The organism is Mesorhizobium sp. RSR565B, from assembly GCF_054719465.1.
Genome location: NZ_JBTTIE010000001.1, coordinates 4705449 through 4724613 on the forward strand (window position 1 = coordinate 4705449; position 19165 = coordinate 4724613).

The window sequence follows — 19165 nt, forward strand, 5'->3', positions numbered from 1 at the left end:
GTCAGTAGGAAAAGATTTGGAGCAACGGATCGAATCTTATCGCGACTTGAAGGTGTGGCAATCGGCGATGACGCTTGCTGAGGATTGCTACCGTTTCACCAAAGAGTTTCCGAGGGATGAGATTTACGGCATGACCTCTCAGATGCGCCGATCGGCGGTTTCGGTCGCAGCGAACGTCGCGGAGGGATACGGTCGGGAGAACAGAGGGTCGTTCGTTCAATTTTTGCGCATGGCGCAAGGCTCGTTGAAGGAACTGGAGACACACATACTGCTGGCATGTCGGGTTGGCCTGCTGCGAAAAGACAATGAGATTGAGCTGCTGCTGCGATGCGAAGAGATTGGAAAAATGATGAGATCTCTTATCCGAACGGTGCAGGCCAAGCAGGCGGAATGAAGCAGGCATTGAGATTGATGATCACTACTCACCACTCACTACTGACTCTTCGCCAGAGGCGCCAGAATGGCTGAAACCTCCGTCCGCAACTTTAACATCAACTTCGGACCGCAGCACCCTGCGGCACACGGTGTTTTGCGTCTTGTGCTGGAGCTTGACGGCGAGGTGGTCGACCGCGTCGATCCGCATATCGGCTTGCTGCATCGCGGCACTGAAAAGCTGATCGAGCACAAGACCTATCTGCAGGCGGTGCCCTATCTCGACCGGCTCGATTATTGCGCACCGATGAACCAGGAGCATGCCTTCGCGCTCGCCACCGAGCGGTTGCTCGGCATCGAAGTGCCGAAGCGCGGCCAGTTGATCCGCGTGCTCTATTCCGAGCTCAGCCGCATCATGTCGCACATCCTCAATGTGACGACGCAGGCGCTGGATATCGGCGCGCTGACGCCGCCGCTGTGGGGTTTCGTCGAACGCGAAAAGCTGATGGTGTTTTATGAGCGCGCTTCCGGTTCGCGCATGCACGCGGCCTATTTCCGTCCGGGCGGTGTGCACCAGGATCTGCCGGCGAAGCTGGTCGAGGACATCGGCAAGTGGATCGACCCGTTCCTGAAGTCGCTTGACGACCTCGACAAGCTGCTTACCGGCAACCGCATCTTCAAGCAGCGCAATGTCGATATCGGTATCGTGTCGCTTGCCGACGCCTGGGCCTGGGGTTTTTCCGGCGTCATGGTGCGCGGCTCGGGTGCTGCCTGGGATTTGCGCAAGTCGCAGCCCTATGAATGCTATTCCGAGATGGATTTCGACATCCCGATCGGCAAGAACGGCGACTGCTACGACCGTTATCTCGTGCGCATGGAAGAAATGCGCCAGTCGGCCAAGATCATGCGTCAGTGCGTCGACCTTCTGCTCGGCAAGGAGAGCACCGGGCCGGTGTCGAACCTCGACGGCAAGGTGGTGCCGCCCAAGCGCCAGGCGATGAAGCGCTCGATGGAAGCGCTGATCCATCATTTCAAGCTCTATACCGAGGGTTACCGCGTGCCGGCCGGCGAGGTCTATGCCGCGGTCGAGGCGCCGAAGGGCGAGTTCGGCGTCTATCTCGTCTCCGACGGCACCAACAAGCCCTACCGCTGCAAGCTGCGCGCGCCCGGCTTCGCGCATCTGCAAGCCATGGATTTCCTCTGCCGTGGCCACATGCTGGCCGACGTCACTGCCGTCCTGGGTTCCCTCGACATCGTGTTTGGTGAGGTCGATCGCTAAATGTCAGTCCGCCGTCTCGCAGAAGCAAGCGTCCAGCCAGCCACCTTCGCCTTCAACCGGGCGAATGCGGCGGTTGCGAAGCAATGGATCAAGAAATATCCGAAGGGCCGCGAGCAGTCGGCGATCATTCCCTTGCTGATGATTGCGCAGGAGCAGGAAGGCTGGGTCACCAAGGCGGCGATCGAGACGATTTCGGACATGCTCGGCATGCCGCGCATTCGCGGGCTCGAAGTCGCGACCTTCTACACGCAGTACCAGCTCAATCCGGTCGGCACGCGCGCGCATATCCAGGTCTGCGGCACCACGCCCTGCATGCTGCGCGGCTCGGAAGCGCTGATGGATGTGTGCCGCTCGAAAATCCATCACGACCAGTTCCACACCAACGACAAGGGCACGCTGTCGTGGGAGGAGGTCGAATGCCTCGGCGCCTGCGTCAACGCGCCGATGGTGATGGTCTTCAAGGACACGTTCGAGGATCTGACGCCTGAGCGGCTGGCCGAAATCATCGATCTTTATGATGCAGGCAAGGGCGCCTCGGTTCCCACGGGACCGCAAAATGGCAGAACCGGCTCGGAGCCGGCGCCTGGCCTGACGACGCTGAAGAGCGAAAAGGCGATCCTCAAAGCAACGCGCGACAAGGAAGCCAGGGCCGCGAGCAAGGCTGCCCACGCGGCGCCCGACGCAATCATTGCGGCGCCTGTTCCGGCTCCTGCCGCTCCTGCAGCGCCCGCCCCGGTCGCGCCATCCAACGCCGGCAAACCGAAAACCGATGCGCCGGAAACCAGCTCGGCGTTGACGTCGCCCTCCAGGGCCAAGGTTGCACCGGCGGCGGAAAAAGCGGCGAGCGTCCCGGCGCCCCTGCATTCGGCCGCCAACGCCAACGCCGCGGCGCCTGAAGTCGAGAAGGTCGCCAAGCAGCGTAATGGCCCGAAGACCACCGCCACGCCGGCAACTGCCTTCACTGCGCCGGAATTCAAGGCGCCAGCGGTCAAGGCCGCGGTGGCCCCGGCCGTCAAGGCGCCGGCAGCCAGGCCCGCAAAGCCGTCGCTCGAGGACAAGAACCGTCCGGCCGGAATCGACAGGCCGGCTGCGGTCGACGATCTCAAGCTGATCTCGGGCATTGGCCCGAAGATCGAGGGCATCCTTCATTCGCTTGGCATCTTCACCTTCACACAGGTCGCATCCTGGAATAAGGCCGAGCGCGACTGGGTGGATGGATATCTCGCTTTCCAGGGCCGCATCGAGCGCGACGACTGGGGCAAGCAGGCCAAGGCGCTCGCCAAGGGCGGCGTCGCCGAATACATCCGCGTCTTCGGCAAGGAGCCACGTTGATGGCTGAAGCGCAAAGCACCGGATCTTTGCTGACGCTGCGCAGCATTGTCATCGGCGTTGTCTGCATCGCTGCTGCCAACATCCTTCTGGAGGGGCTTCGGCGCCTCGTCGAATTGCCGTTTTCGGATACCCTGGAATCGGTGGCCGCGACCGGCATGGGCGTGCTGGTGTGGTTCTCGATCGTCTTGCGGGGAAAGAGGTAAGTCATGCTGGCTGACAAAGACCGCATCTTCAACAACATCTACGGCCTGTTCGATAAGTCGCTGGCCGGCGCCATGGCGCGCGGCGCCTGGGACAACACGCCCGGCATCATCGCCAAGGGGCGCGAGTGGATCGTCAACGAGATGAAGGCGTCAGGCCTGCGCGGCCGTGGCGGCGCCGGTTTCCCGACCGGGCTGAAATGGTCGTTCATGCCCAAGCAGAGCGACGGAAGGCCGAGCTATCTCGTTGTCAACGCGGACGAATCCGAGCCCGGCACGTGCAAGGACCGCGATATCCTGCGCAACGATCCGCACACGCTGGTCGAGGGCTCGTTCATCGCCGGCTTCGCCATGGGCGCGGTCGCCGCCTACATCTATGTGCGCGGCGAGTTCATCCGCGAGCGCGAAGCGCTGCAGCGCGCCATCGACGAGGCCTATGAGGCCAGGCTGATCGGCAAGAACAACACGTCCGGATACGATTTCGACATCTACATGCACCACGGCGCCGGCGCCTACATCTGCGGCGAGGAAACAGCGCTGCTCGAAAGCCTCGAAGGCAAGAAGGGCCAGCCCCGGCTGAAGCCGCCATTCCCAGCCAATGTCGGCTTGTACGGTTGTCCGACAACCGTGAACAATGTCGAGTCCATCGCGGTCGCGCCGACCATTTTGCGCCGCGGCGCGGCCTGGTTCTCGTCCTTCGGCCGGCCCAACAATGTCGGCACCAAGCTGTTTTGCATCTCGGGCCACGTCAACAATCCGTGCACCGTCGAAGAGGCGATGTCGATCCCGTTCCGCGAGCTGATCGAAACCCATTGCGGCGGCATTCGCGGCGGCTGGGACAATCTCCTGGCGGTCATTCCGGGCGGCGCTTCGGTGCCGCTGGTGCCGGCCGAGCAGATCATCGATGCGCCGATGGATTTCGATGCGCTGCGCGACCTGAAATCGGGTCTCGGCACGGCGGCTGTCATCGTCATGGACAAGTCGACCGATATCGTGAAGGCGATCGCCAGGCTGTCCTATTTTTACAAGCATGAGAGCTGCGGCCAGTGCACACCGTGCCGCGAAGGCACCGGCTGGATGTGGCGGGTGATGGAGCGGCTGGTGCGCGGCGAGGCGCAGAAGCGCGAGATCGACATGCTGCTCGACGTCACCAAACAGGTGGAGGGTCATACGATCTGCGCGCTGGGCGATGCCGCGGCATGGCCGATCCAGGGCCTGATGCGGCATTTCCGCGGCGAGGTGGAGCGGCGCATCGACGAGTTTTCGCGCAACGCGCACCGGGCCGAACCGGTGATGGTGGCTGCTGAGTAGATTGAAATCGGGCGCAAGCCCCGGACGGAAATATAGGGGCGGGGCTGACGAAGAAACGACCAGGAGATGTCTATGGCGCCCTATTCGAACCCTTTGATGCCCAATTTGGACCAGCTTGAGAAGATGAACCAGGATTTGACAAGGATGATGCCGAAGGAGATGGCCAGCGCCGTCAACCTTCTCGCGCATCCTGTCGCTGGTGCCGCCGCCATGTCGGCGCTGGGCTTCGGCCTTGCCAACCATGCCTTTGGCGTGTGGCTAGGCGCCTTGTCGGGTGCTGCCGAGGCATCGCAGCGGATTTTCCAGCCGATCATCGACGATTTCGAACAGCGCAGCCAAGGGTTCGCCGAGACCGCCCCCGCCACCAAGGCGCGCGCGGCGACCAGAACCCTGATCGCCGAGGCGCAGAGTTTTGCCCAGGATGTGACCGATATTGCCGCTCGCACCGTCGATGCCGAGCCGGAGAAGACCGATGCCGTCGCCGAAGGCGCGACGATCGGATTGATGCCGGAGGATTTCAGACAGCCCAAGGCCGTGGCTCGTCCGGCCAAGCCGTCGGATCTCAAGGCGATCACCGGCGTTGGACCGAAGCTGGAAAAAGTGCTGAACGGCCTCGGCATCTGGACCTTTGCCCAGATCGCCGCCTGGGCGCCGGAAGAGATCGCCTGGGTCGAGGACTACCTGTCGCTCACCGGCCGTATCGGCCGCGACGAGTGGACCCGCCAGGCCGCGGCGCTGACGCTGGCCGCCAAGGCGAAGAAGTAGGGGTGGCAGGCATGGAGATCCACGACAGGAGCGATGTTCTCGATGTGCGCAATGCCATCGTCAGCAACTCCAGATTTGACGATGTGAACTTGTCGAACACGCAGTTTCACAACGTCGACCTGTCGGCGGCCGTGGTGGACGACGCGAACCTCTCGAACGCGTTTTTCGGCAATGTGAATATGAGCAATCTGAAGATAGAAAACGCTGAAGTCGCCGGCATGATGATCAATGGCATCAGGCTGAGCGATCTGTTTCAGGCATATGAGACGGCGCAGACCGCCGGGGGCAATTGATGGCAAAGCTCAAGGTCGACGGGAAAGAGATCACTGTACCCGACCACTACACGCTGCTGCAGGCAGCCGAGGACGCCGGCGCGGAAGTGCCGCGCTTCTGCTTCCATGAGCGGCTGTCGATCGCCGGCAATTGCCGCATGTGCCTGATCGAGGTGAAGGGCGGGCCGCCGAAGCCGCAGGCCTCCTGCGCCATGAATGTGCGCGACCTCCGTCCGGGACCCAATGGCGAGGCGCCTGAAATCTTCACCAACACGCCGATGGTCAAGAAGGCCCGCGAAGGCGTGATGGAATTCCTCTTGATCAACCATCCGCTGGATTGCCCGATCTGCGACCAGGGCGGCGAATGCGACCTGCAGGACCAGGCGATGGCCTTCGGCGTCGATTCCTCGCGCTATCACGAGAACAAGCGCGCGGTCGAAGACAAGTATATCGGCCCATTGGTCAAGACGGTTATGAACCGCTGCATCCACTGCACGCGCTGCGTCCGCTTCACCACGGAAGTTGCGGGCATTTCCGAGCTTGGCCTGATCGGCCGCGGCGAGGATGCCGAGATCACCACCTATCTCGAAAGCGCCATGACCTCGGAGCTGCAGGGCAATGTCATCGACCTCTGCCCGGTCGGCGCGCTGACCTCCAAGCCTTTCGCCTTCCAGGCACGGCCGTGGGAGCTGACCAAGACAGAATCCATCGACGTCATGGACGCCGTCGGCTCGGCAATCCGCGTCGACAGCCGTGGCCGCGAGGTGATGCGCATCCTGCCGCGCGTCAATGAAGCGGTGAACGAGGAGTGGATTTCCGACAAGACCCGCTTCATATGGGACGGATTGCGCACGCAGCGCCTCGACCGCCCCTATGTCCGCAAGGACGGAAAGTTGGCGCCGGCCAGCTGGGCCGAAGCGTTCGTTGCGATCAGGGATGCGGCGTCGAATGCTGCGCCCGAGAAAATCGGCGCGATTGCGGGCGATCTTGCCGCCGTCGAGGAAATCTACGCACTGAAGCAGCTTATGGCTGCGTTGGGCTCAAGGAACACCGATTGCCGCCAGGACGGCGCCGCACTCGATCCCGCGCTCGGCCGCGCCAGCTACATCTTCAACCCGACCATCGAGGGCATCGAGCAGGCCGACGCGGTGCTGATCATCGGCGCCAATCCGCGCTTCGAGGCCTCGGTGCTCAATGCCCGCATCCGCAAACGCTGGCGGATCGGCAATCTGCCGGTCGGCGTCATCGGCGAGGTCGGCGACACGCGTTACGACTACGAACAGCTCGGCGCCGGTCCGGAGTCGCTGAAAGACCTGGCCGACGGCAATGGCAAGTTCTTCCAGGTGCTGAAGAAGGCGACGCATCCGCTGATCATCGTCGGCCAGGGCGCGCTGTCGCGTGCCGACGGCGCGGCGGTGCTCGGCCAGGCGGCGAAACTCGCCACCGCCGTCAACGCTGCCCGCGCCGACTGGAACGGCTTTGCCGTGCTGCACACTGCAGCCGCGCGCGTCGGCGGTCTCGATGTCGGCTTCGTGCCTGGCAGGGGCGGCAAGAACGTTGCCGGCATGCTGGGTGAGAGCGAGGTTCTGTTCCTGCTCGGCGCCGACGAGATCGACATGTCCAAGACCGGCGGCGCCTTCGTCGTCTATGTCGGAACGCATGGCGACGCCGGTGCGCACCGCGCCAATGTCATCCTGCCGGGAGCCGCTTACACCGAAAAGTCCGGCACCTATGTCAACACCGAGGGACGCGTGCAGCAGACCAACCGCGCGGGCTTCGCGCCGGGCGACGCGCGCGAAGACTGGGCGATCCTGAGGGCATTGTCCGATGTGCTGGGCAAGAAACTACCCTTCGATTCGCTGCAGCAGTTGCGCGCCAAACTCTATGGCGAATACCCGCATCTCGCCCGCATCGATCATGTCGAAGCCGGCAATGCCGATGACGTCGCTAGGGTGGCGAAGCTCGGCGGGCGGCTGAACAAGGGCACTTTCACCTCGCCGGTCACGGATTTCTATCTGACCAACCCGATTGCGCGGGCCTCCGCCGTCATGGCGGAATGCTCGGCGCTGGCGAAAAACGGCTTCAGGCAGGCGGCAGAGTAGACATGGACACCTTCTTCTCCTTCTACGTGCTGCCGACGCTGATCATCCTTTTAAAGTCGGTCGTGCTGATCGTCGTTTTGCTGATCGGGGTTGCCTACCTGCTTTACGCCGACCGCAAGATCTGGGCGGCGGTACAATTGCGCCGCGGCCCGAACGTCGTCGGCCCGTGGGGCACGCTGCAGGCTTTCGCCGATCTGCTAAAATTCGTCTTCAAGGAACCGGTCATTCCGTCCGGCGCCAACAAGGGCGTGTTCCTGCTGGCGCCGCTGGTGTCGGCCGTGCTGGCAATCTCGGCCTGGGCGGTCATTCCCGTCAATGCCGGCTGGGGGATCGCCAACGTCAATGTCGGCATCCTCTACGTCTTCGCCATCTCCTCGCTCGAGGTCTATGGCGTGATCATGGGCGGCTGGGCGTCCAACTCCAAATACCCGTTCCTCGGCGCGCTGCGCTCGGCGGCGCAGATGGTGTCCTACGAAGTCTCGATCGGCTTCGTCATCGTCACCGTGCTGCTCTGCGTCGGCTCGCTCAACCTGTCGGACATCGTGCTGTCGCAGCAGGATGGGCTGGGCACCAAGCTTGGCCTGCCCAACAGCTTCCTCGACTGGCACTGGCTGGCGCTGTTCCCGATGTTCGTCATTTTCTTCATCTCGGCGCTGGCCGAGACCAACCGCCCGCCCTTCGACCTGGTGGAAGCCGAGTCCGAATTGGTCGCCGGCCATATGGTCGAATATTCGTCGACGCCGTTCCTGTTGTTCTTCCTCGGCGAATACGTCGCCGTGGTGATGATGTGCGCGCTAGCCACCATCCTGTTCCTCGGCGGCTGGCTGCCGCCCTTCGACTTCGCCCCCTTCACCTGGGTGCCCGGCGTGATCTGGTTCGTGCTCAAGATCTGCCTGATGTTCTTCATGTTCTCCATGGTGAAGGCCTTCGTGCCGCGCTACCGATACGACCAGCTGATGCGGCTCGGCTGGAAAGTGTTTTTGCCGATCTCGCTGTTCATGGTCGTTGCCACCGCGGCCTTCCTCAAGATCACGGGGTTTGCGTGATGTCCGCTCTTGGCCAGGCCGCCAAATCGCTGCTGCTGCAGGATTTCGTCAGCGCCTTCTTCCTGTCGATGCGCCAGTTCTTCGCGCCGAAGGAGACGATCAACTATCCGCACGAAAAGGGGCCGACCAGCCCGCGCTTCCGTGGCGAGCACGCGCTGCGCCGCTATCCCAATGGCGAGGAACGCTGCATCGCCTGCAAGCTGTGCGAAGCGATCTGTCCGGCGCAGGCGATCACCATCGAGGCCGGCCCGCGCCGCAATGACGGCACGCGCCGCACCGTGCGCTACGACATCGACATGGTGAAGTGCATCTATTGCGGCTTCTGCCAGGAAGCCTGCCCGGTCGACGCCATCGTCGAGGGGCCGAATTTCGAGTTCGCGACGGAGACGCGCGAAGAGCTTTACTACGACAAGGACAGGCTGCTGGCGAATGGCGACCGCTGGGAGCGCGAACTGGCGCGCAACATCTCGCTGGACTCGCCCTACCGCTGACATTTGACGCATGGACGGGGCGAGGGGCCTCGTCTAAGGACAACGCAACTTGCCGGCCGGAGGCGGTCGCAGAAATCAAACAGGACGGATGTCCTGTTTGGACAGGAACCCGGGGGATCCCCAATGCTGAGTGGACTAGAGGCGGCCTTTTTCTACCTCTTCGCCTTTGTCGCGGTGGCGTCGGCCTTCATGGTCATTTCGTCGCGCAACCCCGTGCATTCCGTGCTGTTCCTGATCCTGACCTTCTTCAACGCCGCCGGCCTGTTCATGCTGACCGGCGCCGAGTTCCTGGCGATGATCCTGCTCGTCGTCTATGTCGGCGCGGTCATGGTGCTGTTCCTGTTCGTCGTCATGATGCTCGATGTCGACTTCGCCGAGATGAAGGAAGGCGCCCTGCAATATGCGCCGATCGGCGCGCTGGTCGGGCTGATCCTGGCGGCCGAGCTGATCGTGGTGCTCGGCGGCTACACCTTCGCGCCGCAACTGGCCTCGACGGTCTCCAAACCCATCCCGGATCTTGCCGCGCGGACAAACACCGCAGCACTCGGCGACATCCTCTATACGGACTACCTCTACTACTTCCAGATTTCGGGCCTCATCCTGCTGGTCGCCATGATCGGCGCCATCGTCCTGACGCTGCGCCACAAGGAAGGGGTCAAGCGGCAGTCGATCGCCGCCCAGGTCGGCCGCACGCCGGCGACAGGCATGGAAATCCGCAAGGTCAAGTCGGGCGAGGGGCTCTGAGATGGTCGTCGGCATCGCACATTACCTGACCGTATCGGCGATCCTGTTCACGCTCGGCGTGTTCGGCATCTTCCTGAACCGCAGGAACATCATCGTCATCCTGATGTCGATCGAGCTGATCCTTTTGGCGGTCAACATCAATTTCGTCGCCTTCTCGGCGGCATTGGGCGATCTCGTCGGCCAGGTGTTTGCCCTGTTCGTGCTGACGGTCGCGGCCGCCGAAGCGGCCATCGGTCTTGCCATTCTCGTCGTCTTCTTCCGCAACCGCGGCTCGATCGCGGTCGAAGACGTGAACCAGATGAAGGGTTGACGGGGCTAACATGTATCAAGCGATCGTCTTCCTTCCGCTGCTCGGCTTCCTGATTGTCGGCCTGTTCGGCAATGCGCTCGGCGCCAAGGCATCGGAATATATCACCTCGGGCTTCCTGGTGATCTCGGCCGTGCTGTCCTGGGTCGCCTTCTTCTCCGTCGGCTTCGGCGAAGGCGAGGTGTTCACCGTGCCGGTACTGCGCTGGATCCAATCCGGCGGCTTGGACGCGTCCTGGGCGCTCAGGATCGATACGCTGACGGTGGTCATGCTGGTGGTGGTCAACACGGTGTCGGCGCTGGTCCACATCTATTCGATCGGCTACATGCACCACGATCCGAACCGGCCGCGCTTCTTCGCCTATCTGTCGCTGTTCACCTTCGCCATGCTGATGCTGGTGACGGCGGACAATCTGGTGCAGATGTTCTTCGGCTGGGAAGGGGTGGGTCTCGCGTCCTATTTGCTGATCGGCTTCTGGTACAAGAAGCCGTCGGCCAATGCCGCTGCCATCAAGGCCTTCGTCGTCAACCGCGTCGGCGATTTCGGCTTCGCGCTCGGCATTTTCGGCGTCTTCGTTTTGTTCGGCTCGGTCAATCTCGGCACCATCTTCGCCAATGCCGCGACGTTCATTCCGGCTGAAGGCGCGCCGCAAGGGGCCGCCGTGCTGACCTCCCTCGGCTATGCGCTGGACAAGCAGGCGGCCATGACCATCGTCTGCCTGCTGCTGTTCATGGGCGCCATGGGCAAGTCGGCGCAGGTGCCGCTGCACACCTGGCTGCCGGACGCGATGGAAGGCCCGACGCCGGTTTCCGCGCTGATCCATGCCGCCACCATGGTGACGGCCGGCGTGTTCATGCTGGCGCGGCTGTCGCCGCTCTTCGAACTGTCGCATTCGGCGCTCACGGTGGTGACCTTCATCGGCGCCTTCACCGCCTTCTTCGCGGCGACCGTCGGCCTGGTTCAGAACGACATCAAGCGCGTCATCGCCTATTCGACCTGCTCGCAGCTCGGCTACATGTTCGTCGCGCTCGGCGTCGGCGCCTATGGCGCGGCGATCTTCCATTTGTTCACGCATGCCTTCTTCAAGGCGCTGCTGTTCCTGGGCTCCGGCTCGGTCATCCATGCCGTCTCCGACGAGCAGGACATGCGCAAGATGGGTGGCCTGCGGAAGCTCATTCCGAAGACCTACTGGATGATGGTGATCGGCACGCTGGCGCTGACCGGTGTCGGCATTCCGGTGACCGTCATCGGCACCGCCGGCTTCTTCTCCAAGGATGCCATCATCGAGGCTGCCTTTGCCGGCCACAATTCGGTCGCCGGCCTCGCTTTTGTCCTGCTGGTCATCGCCGCCTGCTTCACCTCCTTCTACTCCTGGCGGCTGATCTTCATGACCTTCCACGGCGAGCCGCGGGCGAGCCACGACGTCATGCACCATGTCCATGAATCGCCGCCGGTGATGCTGGTGCCGCTGTTCATCCTGGCCGCGGGCGCGCTGTTTGCCGGCGTTATCTTCCATGGTGCCTTCATCGGCGAAGGCTATACCGAATTCTGGAAGGCCTCGCTGTTCACGCTGCCGGACAACCACATCCTGCACGATATCCACGAATTGCCGCTGTGGGTCGAGCTGGCACCGTTCGTCGCCATGGTCATCGGCTTTGCAGTCGCCTGGAAGTTCTACATCCGCTCGCCGGAACTGCCCCTGAGTGTCGCCGCCAACCATCGGCTGCTGTATGCCTTCCTGCTCAACAAATGGTACTTTGACGAGCTCTACGACGTCCTGTTCGTGCGGCCGGCAAAGGCGCTGGGCAGGTTCTTGTGGAAGACCGGCGACGGCACCATCATCGACGGGCTCGGTCCTGACGGCATTTCGGCGCGCGTCGTCGACGTCACCGACCGCGTCGTCAAGCTGCAGACCGGCTATCTCTATCACTATGCCTTCGCCATGCTGATCGGCGTGGCCGCACTCGTCACCTGGATGATGCTCTGATGACCGCCTGGCCAATCCTCTCGCTGGTCACCTTCCTGCCGCTCGTAGGTGTGCTGATGATCCTGTTCATCAGGGATGACAGCCCGAATGCGCGTCGCAACATCCGCACCATCGCGTTCACGACGACAGCGGCCACCTTCATCATCTCGCTGTTCATCTGGACCGGCTTCGACAATTCGCAAGCCGGCTTCCAGTTCGTCGAGAAGTTTGCCTGGTTGGATTCCGGCATCTCCTACCATATGGGCGTCGACGGCATTTCGATGCTGTTCGTCATCCTGACGACGTTCCTGATGCCGCTCTGCATCCTGGCGTCGTGGGAAGCGATCGACAAGCGGGTCAAGGCCTACATGATCGCCTTCCTGCTCTTGGAAACGCTGATGATCGGCGTGTTCTGCGCGCTCGACATCGTGCTGTTCTACGTCTTCTTCGAGGCCGGCCTGATCCCGATGTTCATCATCATCGGCGTCTGGGGCGGCAAGCGCCGCGTCTATGCCTCGTTCAAGTTCTTCCTCTACACGCTGGCCGGCTCGGTGCTGATGCTGCTCGCCATCATGGCGATGTTCTTCCAGGCGGGCACCACCGACATCCCGACGCTGCTGACCCACAACTTCCCGGCCCACATGCAGACATGGCTATTTCTGGCCTTCTTCGCCTCCTTCGCGGTGAAGATGCCGATGTGGCCGGTGCACACCTGGCTGCCCGACGCCCACGTCGAAGCGCCGACGGCGGGCTCGGTGATCCTGGCCGGCATCCTGTTGAAAATGGGCGGGTACGGCTTCCTGCGCTTTTCCCTGCCGATGTTCCCGCTGGCCTCGGAAATGTTCGCGCCGCTGGTGTTTACGCTGTCGGTCGTCGCCATCATCTACACCTCGCTGGTGGCGCTGATGCAGGAGGACATGAAGAAGCTGATCGCCTATTCCTCCGTCGCCCATATGGGCTTCGTCACCATGGGCATCTTCGCCATGAACCAGGAAGGCGTGCAGGGCGCGATCTTCCAGATGCTGAGCCACGGCCTCGTCTCGGGCGCGCTGTTCCTGTGCGTCGGCGTCATTTACGACCGCATGCACACGCGCGAGATCGACGCTTATGGTGGCTTGGTCAACAACATGCCGAAATACGCCACGGTGTTCCTGATCTTCACCATGGCCAATGTCGGCTTGCCGGGCACGTCAGGTTTCGTTGGCGAGTTCCTGACCATGCTCGGCGTGTTCCGGGTCAACACCTGGGTGGCGTTCTTCGCCGCCACCGGCGTCATCCTGTCGGCCGCCTACGCACTCTGGCTCTACCGCCGGGTGATCTTCGGCGCGCTGACCAAGGAAAGCCTGAAGGGCCTGCTCGATCTGTCGACGCGCGAGAAGGCGATCATCTACCCGCTGGTCGTGCTGGTCATCTTCTTCGGCGTCTATCCCGCTCCCGTCTTCGATGCCACGGCCCAGTCGGTCAAGGCGCTCGTCACCAATGTCACCGCATCCATCGGCGCCGCGCAGACCGCGGCGGCGAACTGACCAGAGGTTTTGCGAACCATGACGCCGGACCTTTATTCCAGCCTTTCGCTCTCGACGCCGGAGCTGATCCTCGCCATCGGCGCGCTGGCGCTGTTGATGGTCGGCGCCTATTCGCGCGCCAACAAGGCCATTCTGGTGACCGGCCTTGCCGTCGCCGTGCTGGTGATCGCAGGCCTATGGCTGATCTTTCCCACGGGGCAGGGCGCAGCCTATGGCAACGCCTTCATCCAGGATCCGTTCTCCCGCTTCATGAAGGTGCTGTCGCTGATCGGTTCGGCGGTGACGCTGGTGATGTCGATGCGCTTCGCCAGGCAGGAGCATTTCGACAAGTTCGAATACCCGGTGCTGATCCTGCTCTGCACGCTCGGCATGATGCTGATGATCTCGGCCAACGGCATGATCGGGCTCTATCTCGGCCTCGAGCTGCAGTCGCTGGCGATTTACGTGCTGGCGGCGATCAATCGCGACAATCTGCGTTCGACCGAGGCCGGTTTGAAGTATTTTGTGCTTGGCGCGCTGTCGTCGGGCATGCTGCTTTACGGCATCAGCCTCATTTACGGCTACACCGGCAATGTCGGCTTCCAGGAAATCGCCTCGGCGCTCGGCAGGGGCGAGCGCCAGTTGGGTCTCGTCGTCGGCCTGGTCTTCGTTTTGGCCGGCCTTGCCTTCAAGATTTCGGCGGTGCCGTTCCACATGTGGACGCCTGATGTCTACGAGGGCGCGCCGACGCCGGTCACCGCCTTCCTGGCGGCTGCCCCCAAAATGGCGGCAATGGCGCTGATCGTGCGCGTCACCATGGGCGCCTTCAAGCCGATCGCTTCCGACTGGCAGCAGATCATCGTCTTCATCTCGATCGCCTCGATGGCGCTCGGCTCCTTTGCCGCAATCGGCCAGACCAACATCAAGCGGCTGATGGCCTACTCCTCGATCGGCCATATGGGCTACGCACTGGTCGGCCTTGCCGCCAACAGCCAGGCCGGCGTGCGCGGCGTCGCCATCTACATGCTGATCTATCTCGTCATGACGCTCGGCACCTTCGCCTTCATCCTCGCCATGCGGCGCAAGGAAGGCAATGTCGAGCAGATCAGCGATCTCGCCGGTCTGTCGTCGACCAACCCGATCATGGCGACGATCCTGACCATCCTGATGTTCTCGCTGGCCGGCATCCCGCCGCTCGCCGGCTTCTGGGGGAAATGGTACGTGTTCCTCGCCGCCATCAACGCCAACCTCTACGCGCTGGCGATCATCGGCGTGCTGGCCTCGGTCGTGGGCGCTTTCTACTATCTGCGCATCATCAAGCTCATGTGGTTCGACGAACCCGCCGGCGGTTTCGTGCCGATGGCCGTCGAACTGCGCCTCGTGCTCGGTGTCTCCGGCGCTTTCGTGCTGTTCTATGTGCTGATCGGCGGTCCGATCGCGACCTACGCCGAAGCCGCCGCCAAGACATTTTTCTGACCGGAATGGCATTTCGGCTGGCTCCCACCTCCGAAACGGAAGGGTTCCGGCTCGAGGCCCATGACAGTGTAGGTTCCACCAACACGCTTGCGCTGGACCATGCAAAGGCAGGCGACCCCGGCAAATTGTGGGTCGTTTCCAAGAAGCAGGAAAGCGGCCGTGGCCGCCGCGGCAGGGCCTGGGTATCGCCCGAGGGCAATCTGGCGGCGACATTGCTGGTCATCACCGGCGGTGAGTTGCGTCTGGCGGCGACGCTGGGCTTCGTCGCCGGCCTGTCGCTGGCCGATGCGCTTGACGCCGTGGTGCCGAAGGGCAGGATCGCCATCGGCCTCGACGGCGCCAGCCAGGGGCAGAACCGCTTCGAGCTGAAATGGCCGAACGATGTGCTTGCCTCCGGCGCCAAATTGGCCGGCATCCTGCTGGAATCGGCCATTCTCGATGGCGGCCGTTTCGCGGTGGCGGTGGGCATCGGCGTCAATGTGGTGGCGCATCCGCCGGATTTGCCGTATCCGGCGACATCGCTTCAGGCGCTGGGCGCGACATGCGACGCCGAAACGCTGTTTTTGGCGCTGTCCGATGCCTGGACCGACAATGCCCGGCTGTGGGACGACGGACGCGGGCTCGACGCCATCCGGCGTCGCTGGCTGGCGCGCGCGGCGGGGCTTGGCGGCGAGGTTGCTGTCAGGATTGACGGGAATGTGGTGCGCGGTACCTTCGAGACCATTGACGCGGACTGCCGTTTCGTGATCCGCGATGATGAGGGGTCGGTCGTGACGGTAGCCGCCGGCGACGTGCATTTCGGCGCCGTCGCGTCGGCAAAAGTTTAGGGCTGGCCGCAAGGGCCGGGAAGGGAAAATTGATGGCGAAAGCGCAAAACGCCGAACTCGTCTTCGTGCCGCTCGGCGGCGTCGGCGAGATCGGCATGAACTTCGCCCTTTACGGCTATGGGCCGCCTAGCGCGCGCGAGTGGATCGTCGTCGATGTCGGGGTGACCTTTCCCGATGCGGCGCATCCTGGCGTCGACCTGATCCTGCCCGATACGCGCTTCATCGAGGAAAACCTCGCCGGCCTGCGCGGCATCATCATCACCCACGCGCATGAAGACCATTACGGGGCGCTGCTCGACATCTGGCCGAAGCTGAAGGCGCCGGTGTGGATGACGCCGTTCAGCGCCGGCCTGCTGGACGCAAAGCGGCAGGGCGAGCAGGGCGCGCCGAAGAAAATTCCGGTGACGATCTACCGGGCAGGCGAGACATTCACCGTCGGCCCGTTCTCGATCGAGGCCATTCCGGTGGCGCACTCGATCCCCGAGCCGATGTCGCTGGCGATCACCTCGCCGGCCGGCACCGTCATCCATACCGGCGACTGGAAGATCGATCCGGAACCGACGATCGGCCCCAAGACCGACGAGGCGCGGTTTCGCGCCTATGGCGACAAGGGTGTGCTGGCGCTGGTCTGCGATTCCACCAATGCGCTGCGCGAAGGCGAATCGCCGTCGGAGGTGGCGGTGGGCGAAGGCCTCAGGGGCGTCATCCAGAGCGCTGTCGGCCGTGTCGCCGTCACCACCTTCTCTTCCAATGTCGGGCGCATCGTCTCGATCGCCAAGGCGGCGCGCGATGCCGGCCGCCAGTGCCTGGTGCTCGGCCGCTCGCTGAAGCGGGTCATCGATGTCGCCGGCGAGCTCGGCTACATGGACGGGCTGCCGGAGTTCATCGCCGAGGAGGATTTCGGCTTCATCCCGCGCGAGAACCTGGTCATCATCTGCACCGGCAGCCAGGGCGAGTCGCTGGCGGCGCTGGCAAAACTTTCGCGCGACGAGATGAAGTCGGTGTCGCTTACGGCCGGCGACACGGTGGTGTTTTCCTCGCGCACCATTCCCGGCAACGAGAAGGCGATCCTCGAGATCAAGAACCGCCTCATCGACCTCGGCATCAAGATCATCGAGGATGGCGACGCGCTTGTGCATGTCTCCGGCCATCCCCGCCGCAGCGAATTGCGCAGGATGTATGAGTGGGTGCGGCCGCAGATCGGCGTTCCCGTGCATGGCGAAGCCGCGCATCTGGTGGCGCAGGGGTCGCTGATGTCGACCTCCGGCATCGGCCAGGTGGCGCAGGTGCGCGACGGCGACATGCTGCGGCTGGCGCCGGGTCCGGCCACGATCATCGACCAGGTGCCGTTCGGCCGCATCTACAAGGACGGCAGGCTGATCGGCACCGACCAGGCGATGGGCATACGCGACCGGCGCAAGCTATCCTTCGCCGGCCATGTCGCGGTCAATGTCGTGCTCGACGACAAATATGAGCTCGCCGGCGATCCCGATCTGGTCGCCATCGGCGTCGCCGAGGCCGATGCCCGTGGCGAAAACATGGAAGATCTGATGCTCGACGCGGCCGTCGGCGCGGTCGACTCGATCCCTCGCCAGCGCCGCAAGGACCTCGATCTGGTGCAGGAAGCGGTGCGCCGCGCCGTGCGCGGCGCCGCCAACGAGGCCTGGGGCAAGAAGCCGCTGGTGACGGTGTTTGTGACGAGGTGAGGGAATAGGCAGTAGGCGGTAGGCAGTGGAGAAAATGCAGATGTATCACTACTGCCTACTGCCCATTCCCTACTCCCTTAACTTGTGGAGCACTTCATGCTGGGACGCCTGAACCATGTAGCACTTGCCGTGCCGGACCTGGCCGCGGCGATTGCGGCCTATCGCGATACGCTTGGCGCGAAGGTCACCGCGCCGCAAGCGCTGCCCGAGCATGGCGTTACCGTGGTGTTCGTCGATGTCGGCAACACCAAGATCGAACTCCTGGAGCCGCTGGGCGAACGGTCGCCGATCGCGGCCTTTCTGGACAAGAACCCCTCGGGTGGCATGCATCATGTCTGCTACGAGGTCGACGACATCCTTGTCGCGCGCGATCACCTCAAAGCGAGCGGCGCCCGCGTGCTGGGCGACGGCAATCCCAAAACCGGCGCCCACGGCAAGCCGGTGCTGTTCCTGCATCCCAAGGATTTCTTCGGCACGCTGGTCGAACTGGAGCAGGCATGAGCTGGATTTCGTTTGCCGCCCTGTTCTTCATCACCTGGTGGCTGATGCTGTTCATCGTGCTGCCGTTCAGCGTCAAGACGCAGGATGACGACCATGACGTGACGCTGGGCACGGTTGCGAGCGCGCCGCGCGGACCGCATATGCTGCGTGCCGTGATCCGCACCACCATCGTCACGGCTGTCGTCATGGGGGTTTTCTACAGCCTGACGCACGGGCTGGGCTACAGCCTCGACGAAGTCCCGCACATCATCCCCGAAGCCAGCCAGGCACCGGCTAACTAAACACTTTCCCGCCGACAGATCGGCTGGGATGTTTGTGCCTGTTTCGGAGCGCCAAACTCAGGTTTTGGCTCACCAGCTTGCGATGCGCAATCGGCGGCCAGGCATGGCCCACCCGCATTAGAATCACGCCTTGGTGTCAGGCTGACGCAAGCTCACGTGATTTGGGAACAGGTTGATCTAACCAGATGATCGGGCAAAAAAAAATGCAAGGCACAAGGCCTTGCAATTTAAACGCGTTCCGATCTGTTTTCCGGTTTCCGGCGGCAGCGGGTAACCGCGCCTAGATCGCATCCTCCCAAGACTTTGACCGCGTAGGAGAGCAGATTTTTCTCCACCCTCTCGGTTATCGGGGCACACTAGCCTAACCCTGATGAAATTGTCACGCAGAATTTTGCCCGCAATCGGGCAATCTGTGCTGCAGTGCACAATAGTGCGGCAGGCTTTGCTTGCGAAACGAACAACACCGGGGCTGCCGCCTTAATCTGGTCAGGTGTGCCGCGTCGCCCGGACGCGCAAAGCGTGTGTGAGCACTTCGGAGTCAGGTCATCATTTTGTATCAAAAGCATTATCGTTTTCGGTGCGAAGGTCTTTGGAAGAAGAATCGATTTTTGCGATTTCCGGCCGATGCGGCCGGTCGGGTTTCCATTCCGTCACGAAATAGCTATGAAGCCGGGGCAAGCAA

Annotated in this window: 19 protein-coding genes; all 19 read left to right on the plus strand. The window is 62.8% G+C overall.

Annotated elements, in window-relative coordinates; all coding sequences use genetic code 11:
* The first annotated feature begins 16 nt into the window (after positions 1-16).
* The gene (locus tag ACYG9R_RS22575) at positions 17-394 is read left to right on the plus strand and encodes a four helix bundle protein (protein ID WP_031193090.1); all 378 of its coding nucleotides are present in this window, start codon (positions 17-19) and stop codon (positions 392-394) included.
* A 66-nt stretch (positions 395-460) separates the two neighbouring features.
* A complete protein-coding gene (locus ACYG9R_RS22580; protein ID WP_023670822.1) occupies positions 461-1651 on the plus strand; it encodes an NADH-quinone oxidoreductase subunit D in 1191 nt (396 codons plus the stop codon).
* Positions 1652-2983, plus strand: coding sequence for an NADH-quinone oxidoreductase subunit E (locus ACYG9R_RS22585; RefSeq protein ID WP_023823111.1), 1332 nt, complete (start codon positions 1652-1654; stop codon positions 2981-2983).
* The gene (locus ACYG9R_RS22590) at positions 2983-3186 is read left to right on the plus strand and encodes a hypothetical protein (protein ID WP_023823110.1); all 204 of its coding nucleotides are present in this window, start codon (positions 2983-2985) and stop codon (positions 3184-3186) included. Before ACYG9R_RS22585 ends, ACYG9R_RS22590 begins: the two co-directional genes overlap by 1 nt.
* 3 nt (positions 3187-3189) lie before the next feature.
* The gene (gene nuoF, locus ACYG9R_RS22595; protein ID WP_023670819.1) at positions 3190-4494 is read left to right on the plus strand and encodes an NADH-quinone oxidoreductase subunit NuoF; all 1305 of its coding nucleotides are present in this window, start codon (positions 3190-3192) and stop codon (positions 4492-4494) included.
* Positions 4495-4566: 72 nt separating this feature from the next.
* On the plus strand, positions 4567-5259 hold the full coding sequence (locus tag ACYG9R_RS22600; RefSeq protein ID WP_023823109.1) for an NADH-ubiquinone dehydrogenase subunit: 693 nt from the start codon (positions 4567-4569) through the stop codon (positions 5257-5259).
* 11 nt (positions 5260-5270) lie between these two features.
* On the plus strand, positions 5271-5552 hold the full coding sequence (locus ACYG9R_RS22605; protein ID WP_023731233.1) for a pentapeptide repeat-containing protein: 282 nt from the start codon (positions 5271-5273) through the stop codon (positions 5550-5552).
* On the plus strand, positions 5552-7633 hold the full coding sequence (gene nuoG, locus ACYG9R_RS22610) for an NADH-quinone oxidoreductase subunit NuoG (protein WP_023823108.1): 2082 nt from the start codon (positions 5552-5554) through the stop codon (positions 7631-7633). The genes ACYG9R_RS22605 and nuoG overlap by 1 nt, the downstream gene beginning before the upstream one ends.
* 2 nt (positions 7634-7635) lie before the next feature.
* Positions 7636-8679: an NADH-quinone oxidoreductase subunit NuoH gene (gene nuoH / locus ACYG9R_RS22615; protein ID WP_023685202.1), complete on the plus strand. Its 1044-nt coding sequence runs from the start codon at positions 7636-7638 to the stop codon at positions 8677-8679.
* Positions 8679-9170, plus strand: a complete 492-nt coding sequence (gene nuoI, locus ACYG9R_RS22620) for an NADH-quinone oxidoreductase subunit NuoI (protein ID WP_023690956.1) — start codon at positions 8679-8681, stop codon at positions 9168-9170. The genes nuoH and nuoI overlap by 1 nt, the downstream gene beginning before the upstream one ends.
* A 123-nt stretch (positions 9171-9293) precedes the next feature.
* Positions 9294-9914 carry an NADH-quinone oxidoreductase subunit J gene (locus ACYG9R_RS22625; protein ID WP_023690957.1) on the plus strand — a complete coding sequence of 207 codons (621 nt, stop codon included), beginning with the start codon at positions 9294-9296 and terminating at the stop codon, positions 9912-9914.
* A gap of 1 nt (position 9915) precedes the next feature.
* Positions 9916-10224, plus strand: coding sequence for an NADH-quinone oxidoreductase subunit NuoK (gene nuoK, locus ACYG9R_RS22630; RefSeq protein WP_023670810.1), 309 nt, complete (start codon positions 9916-9918; stop codon positions 10222-10224).
* A gap of 10 nt (positions 10225-10234) precedes the next feature.
* Positions 10235-12208: an NADH-quinone oxidoreductase subunit L gene (gene nuoL / locus ACYG9R_RS22635; RefSeq protein ID WP_023823107.1), complete on the plus strand. Its 1974-nt coding sequence runs from the start codon at positions 10235-10237 to the stop codon at positions 12206-12208.
* Positions 12208-13713, plus strand: a complete 1506-nt coding sequence (locus ACYG9R_RS22640; RefSeq protein WP_023823106.1) for an NADH-quinone oxidoreductase subunit M — start codon at positions 12208-12210, stop codon at positions 13711-13713. The genes nuoL and ACYG9R_RS22640 overlap by 1 nt, the downstream gene beginning before the upstream one ends.
* 18 nt (positions 13714-13731) lie before the next feature.
* Positions 13732-15168, plus strand: a complete 1437-nt coding sequence (gene nuoN / locus ACYG9R_RS22645; RefSeq protein ID WP_023823105.1) for an NADH-quinone oxidoreductase subunit NuoN — start codon at positions 13732-13734, stop codon at positions 15166-15168.
* Positions 15169-15173: 5 nt separating this feature from the next.
* Positions 15174-15995, plus strand: coding sequence for a biotin--[acetyl-CoA-carboxylase] ligase (locus tag ACYG9R_RS22650; protein WP_352445505.1), 822 nt, complete (start codon positions 15174-15176; stop codon positions 15993-15995).
* Between the two features lie 32 nt (positions 15996-16027).
* Complete coding sequence (locus ACYG9R_RS22655; protein ID WP_023753471.1) at positions 16028-17701, plus strand: ribonuclease J; 1674 nt, start codon at positions 16028-16030, stop codon at positions 17699-17701.
* A 96-nt stretch (positions 17702-17797) separates the two neighbouring features.
* The gene (gene mce, locus ACYG9R_RS22660) at positions 17798-18202 is read left to right on the plus strand and encodes a methylmalonyl-CoA epimerase (RefSeq protein WP_023805491.1); all 405 of its coding nucleotides are present in this window, start codon (positions 17798-17800) and stop codon (positions 18200-18202) included.
* Positions 18199-18483 (plus strand): DUF1467 family protein, encoded by a 285-nt coding sequence (locus tag ACYG9R_RS22665; protein WP_023823104.1) that lies wholly within the window; start codon positions 18199-18201, stop codon positions 18481-18483. Before mce ends, ACYG9R_RS22665 begins: the two co-directional genes overlap by 4 nt.
* Positions 18484-19165: the final 682 nt, after the last annotated feature.

Bases quoted from the DNA above. Each gene is read 5' to 3' on its own strand.
- ACYG9R_RS22580 (WP_023670822.1), top strand. From the start codon at position 461: ATGGCTGAAACCTCCGTCCGCAACTTTAACATCAACTTCGGACCGCAG.
- ACYG9R_RS22585 (WP_023823111.1), top strand. From the start codon at position 1,652: ATGTCAGTCCGCCGTCTCGCAGAAGCAAGCGTCCAGCCAGCCACCTTC.
- ACYG9R_RS22590 (WP_023823110.1), top strand. From the start codon at position 2,983: ATGGCTGAAGCGCAAAGCACCGGATCTTTGCTGACGCTGCGCAGCATT.
- nuoF (WP_023670819.1), top strand. From the start codon at position 3,190: ATGCTGGCTGACAAAGACCGCATCTTCAACAACATCTACGGCCTGTTC.
- ACYG9R_RS22600 (WP_023823109.1), top strand. From the start codon at position 4,567: ATGGCGCCCTATTCGAACCCTTTGATGCCCAATTTGGACCAGCTTGAG.
- ACYG9R_RS22605 (WP_023731233.1), top strand. From the start codon at position 5,271: ATGGAGATCCACGACAGGAGCGATGTTCTCGATGTGCGCAATGCCATC.
- nuoG (WP_023823108.1), top strand. From the start codon at position 5,552: ATGGCAAAGCTCAAGGTCGACGGGAAAGAGATCACTGTACCCGACCAC.
- nuoH (WP_023685202.1), top strand. From the start codon at position 7,636: ATGGACACCTTCTTCTCCTTCTACGTGCTGCCGACGCTGATCATCCTT.
- nuoI (WP_023690956.1), top strand. From the start codon at position 8,679: ATGTCCGCTCTTGGCCAGGCCGCCAAATCGCTGCTGCTGCAGGATTTC.
- ACYG9R_RS22625 (WP_023690957.1), top strand. From the start codon at position 9,294: ATGCTGAGTGGACTAGAGGCGGCCTTTTTCTACCTCTTCGCCTTTGTC.
- nuoK (WP_023670810.1), top strand. From the start codon at position 9,916: ATGGTCGTCGGCATCGCACATTACCTGACCGTATCGGCGATCCTGTTC.
- nuoL (WP_023823107.1), top strand. From the start codon at position 10,235: ATGTATCAAGCGATCGTCTTCCTTCCGCTGCTCGGCTTCCTGATTGTC.
- ACYG9R_RS22640 (WP_023823106.1), top strand. From the start codon at position 12,208: ATGACCGCCTGGCCAATCCTCTCGCTGGTCACCTTCCTGCCGCTCGTA.
- nuoN (WP_023823105.1), top strand. From the start codon at position 13,732: ATGACGCCGGACCTTTATTCCAGCCTTTCGCTCTCGACGCCGGAGCTG.
- ACYG9R_RS22650 (WP_352445505.1), top strand. From the start codon at position 15,174: ATGGCATTTCGGCTGGCTCCCACCTCCGAAACGGAAGGGTTCCGGCTC.
- ACYG9R_RS22655 (WP_023753471.1), top strand. From the start codon at position 16,028: ATGGCGAAAGCGCAAAACGCCGAACTCGTCTTCGTGCCGCTCGGCGGC.
- mce (WP_023805491.1), top strand. From the start codon at position 17,798: ATGCTGGGACGCCTGAACCATGTAGCACTTGCCGTGCCGGACCTGGCC.
- ACYG9R_RS22665 (WP_023823104.1), top strand. From the start codon at position 18,199: ATGAGCTGGATTTCGTTTGCCGCCCTGTTCTTCATCACCTGGTGGCTG.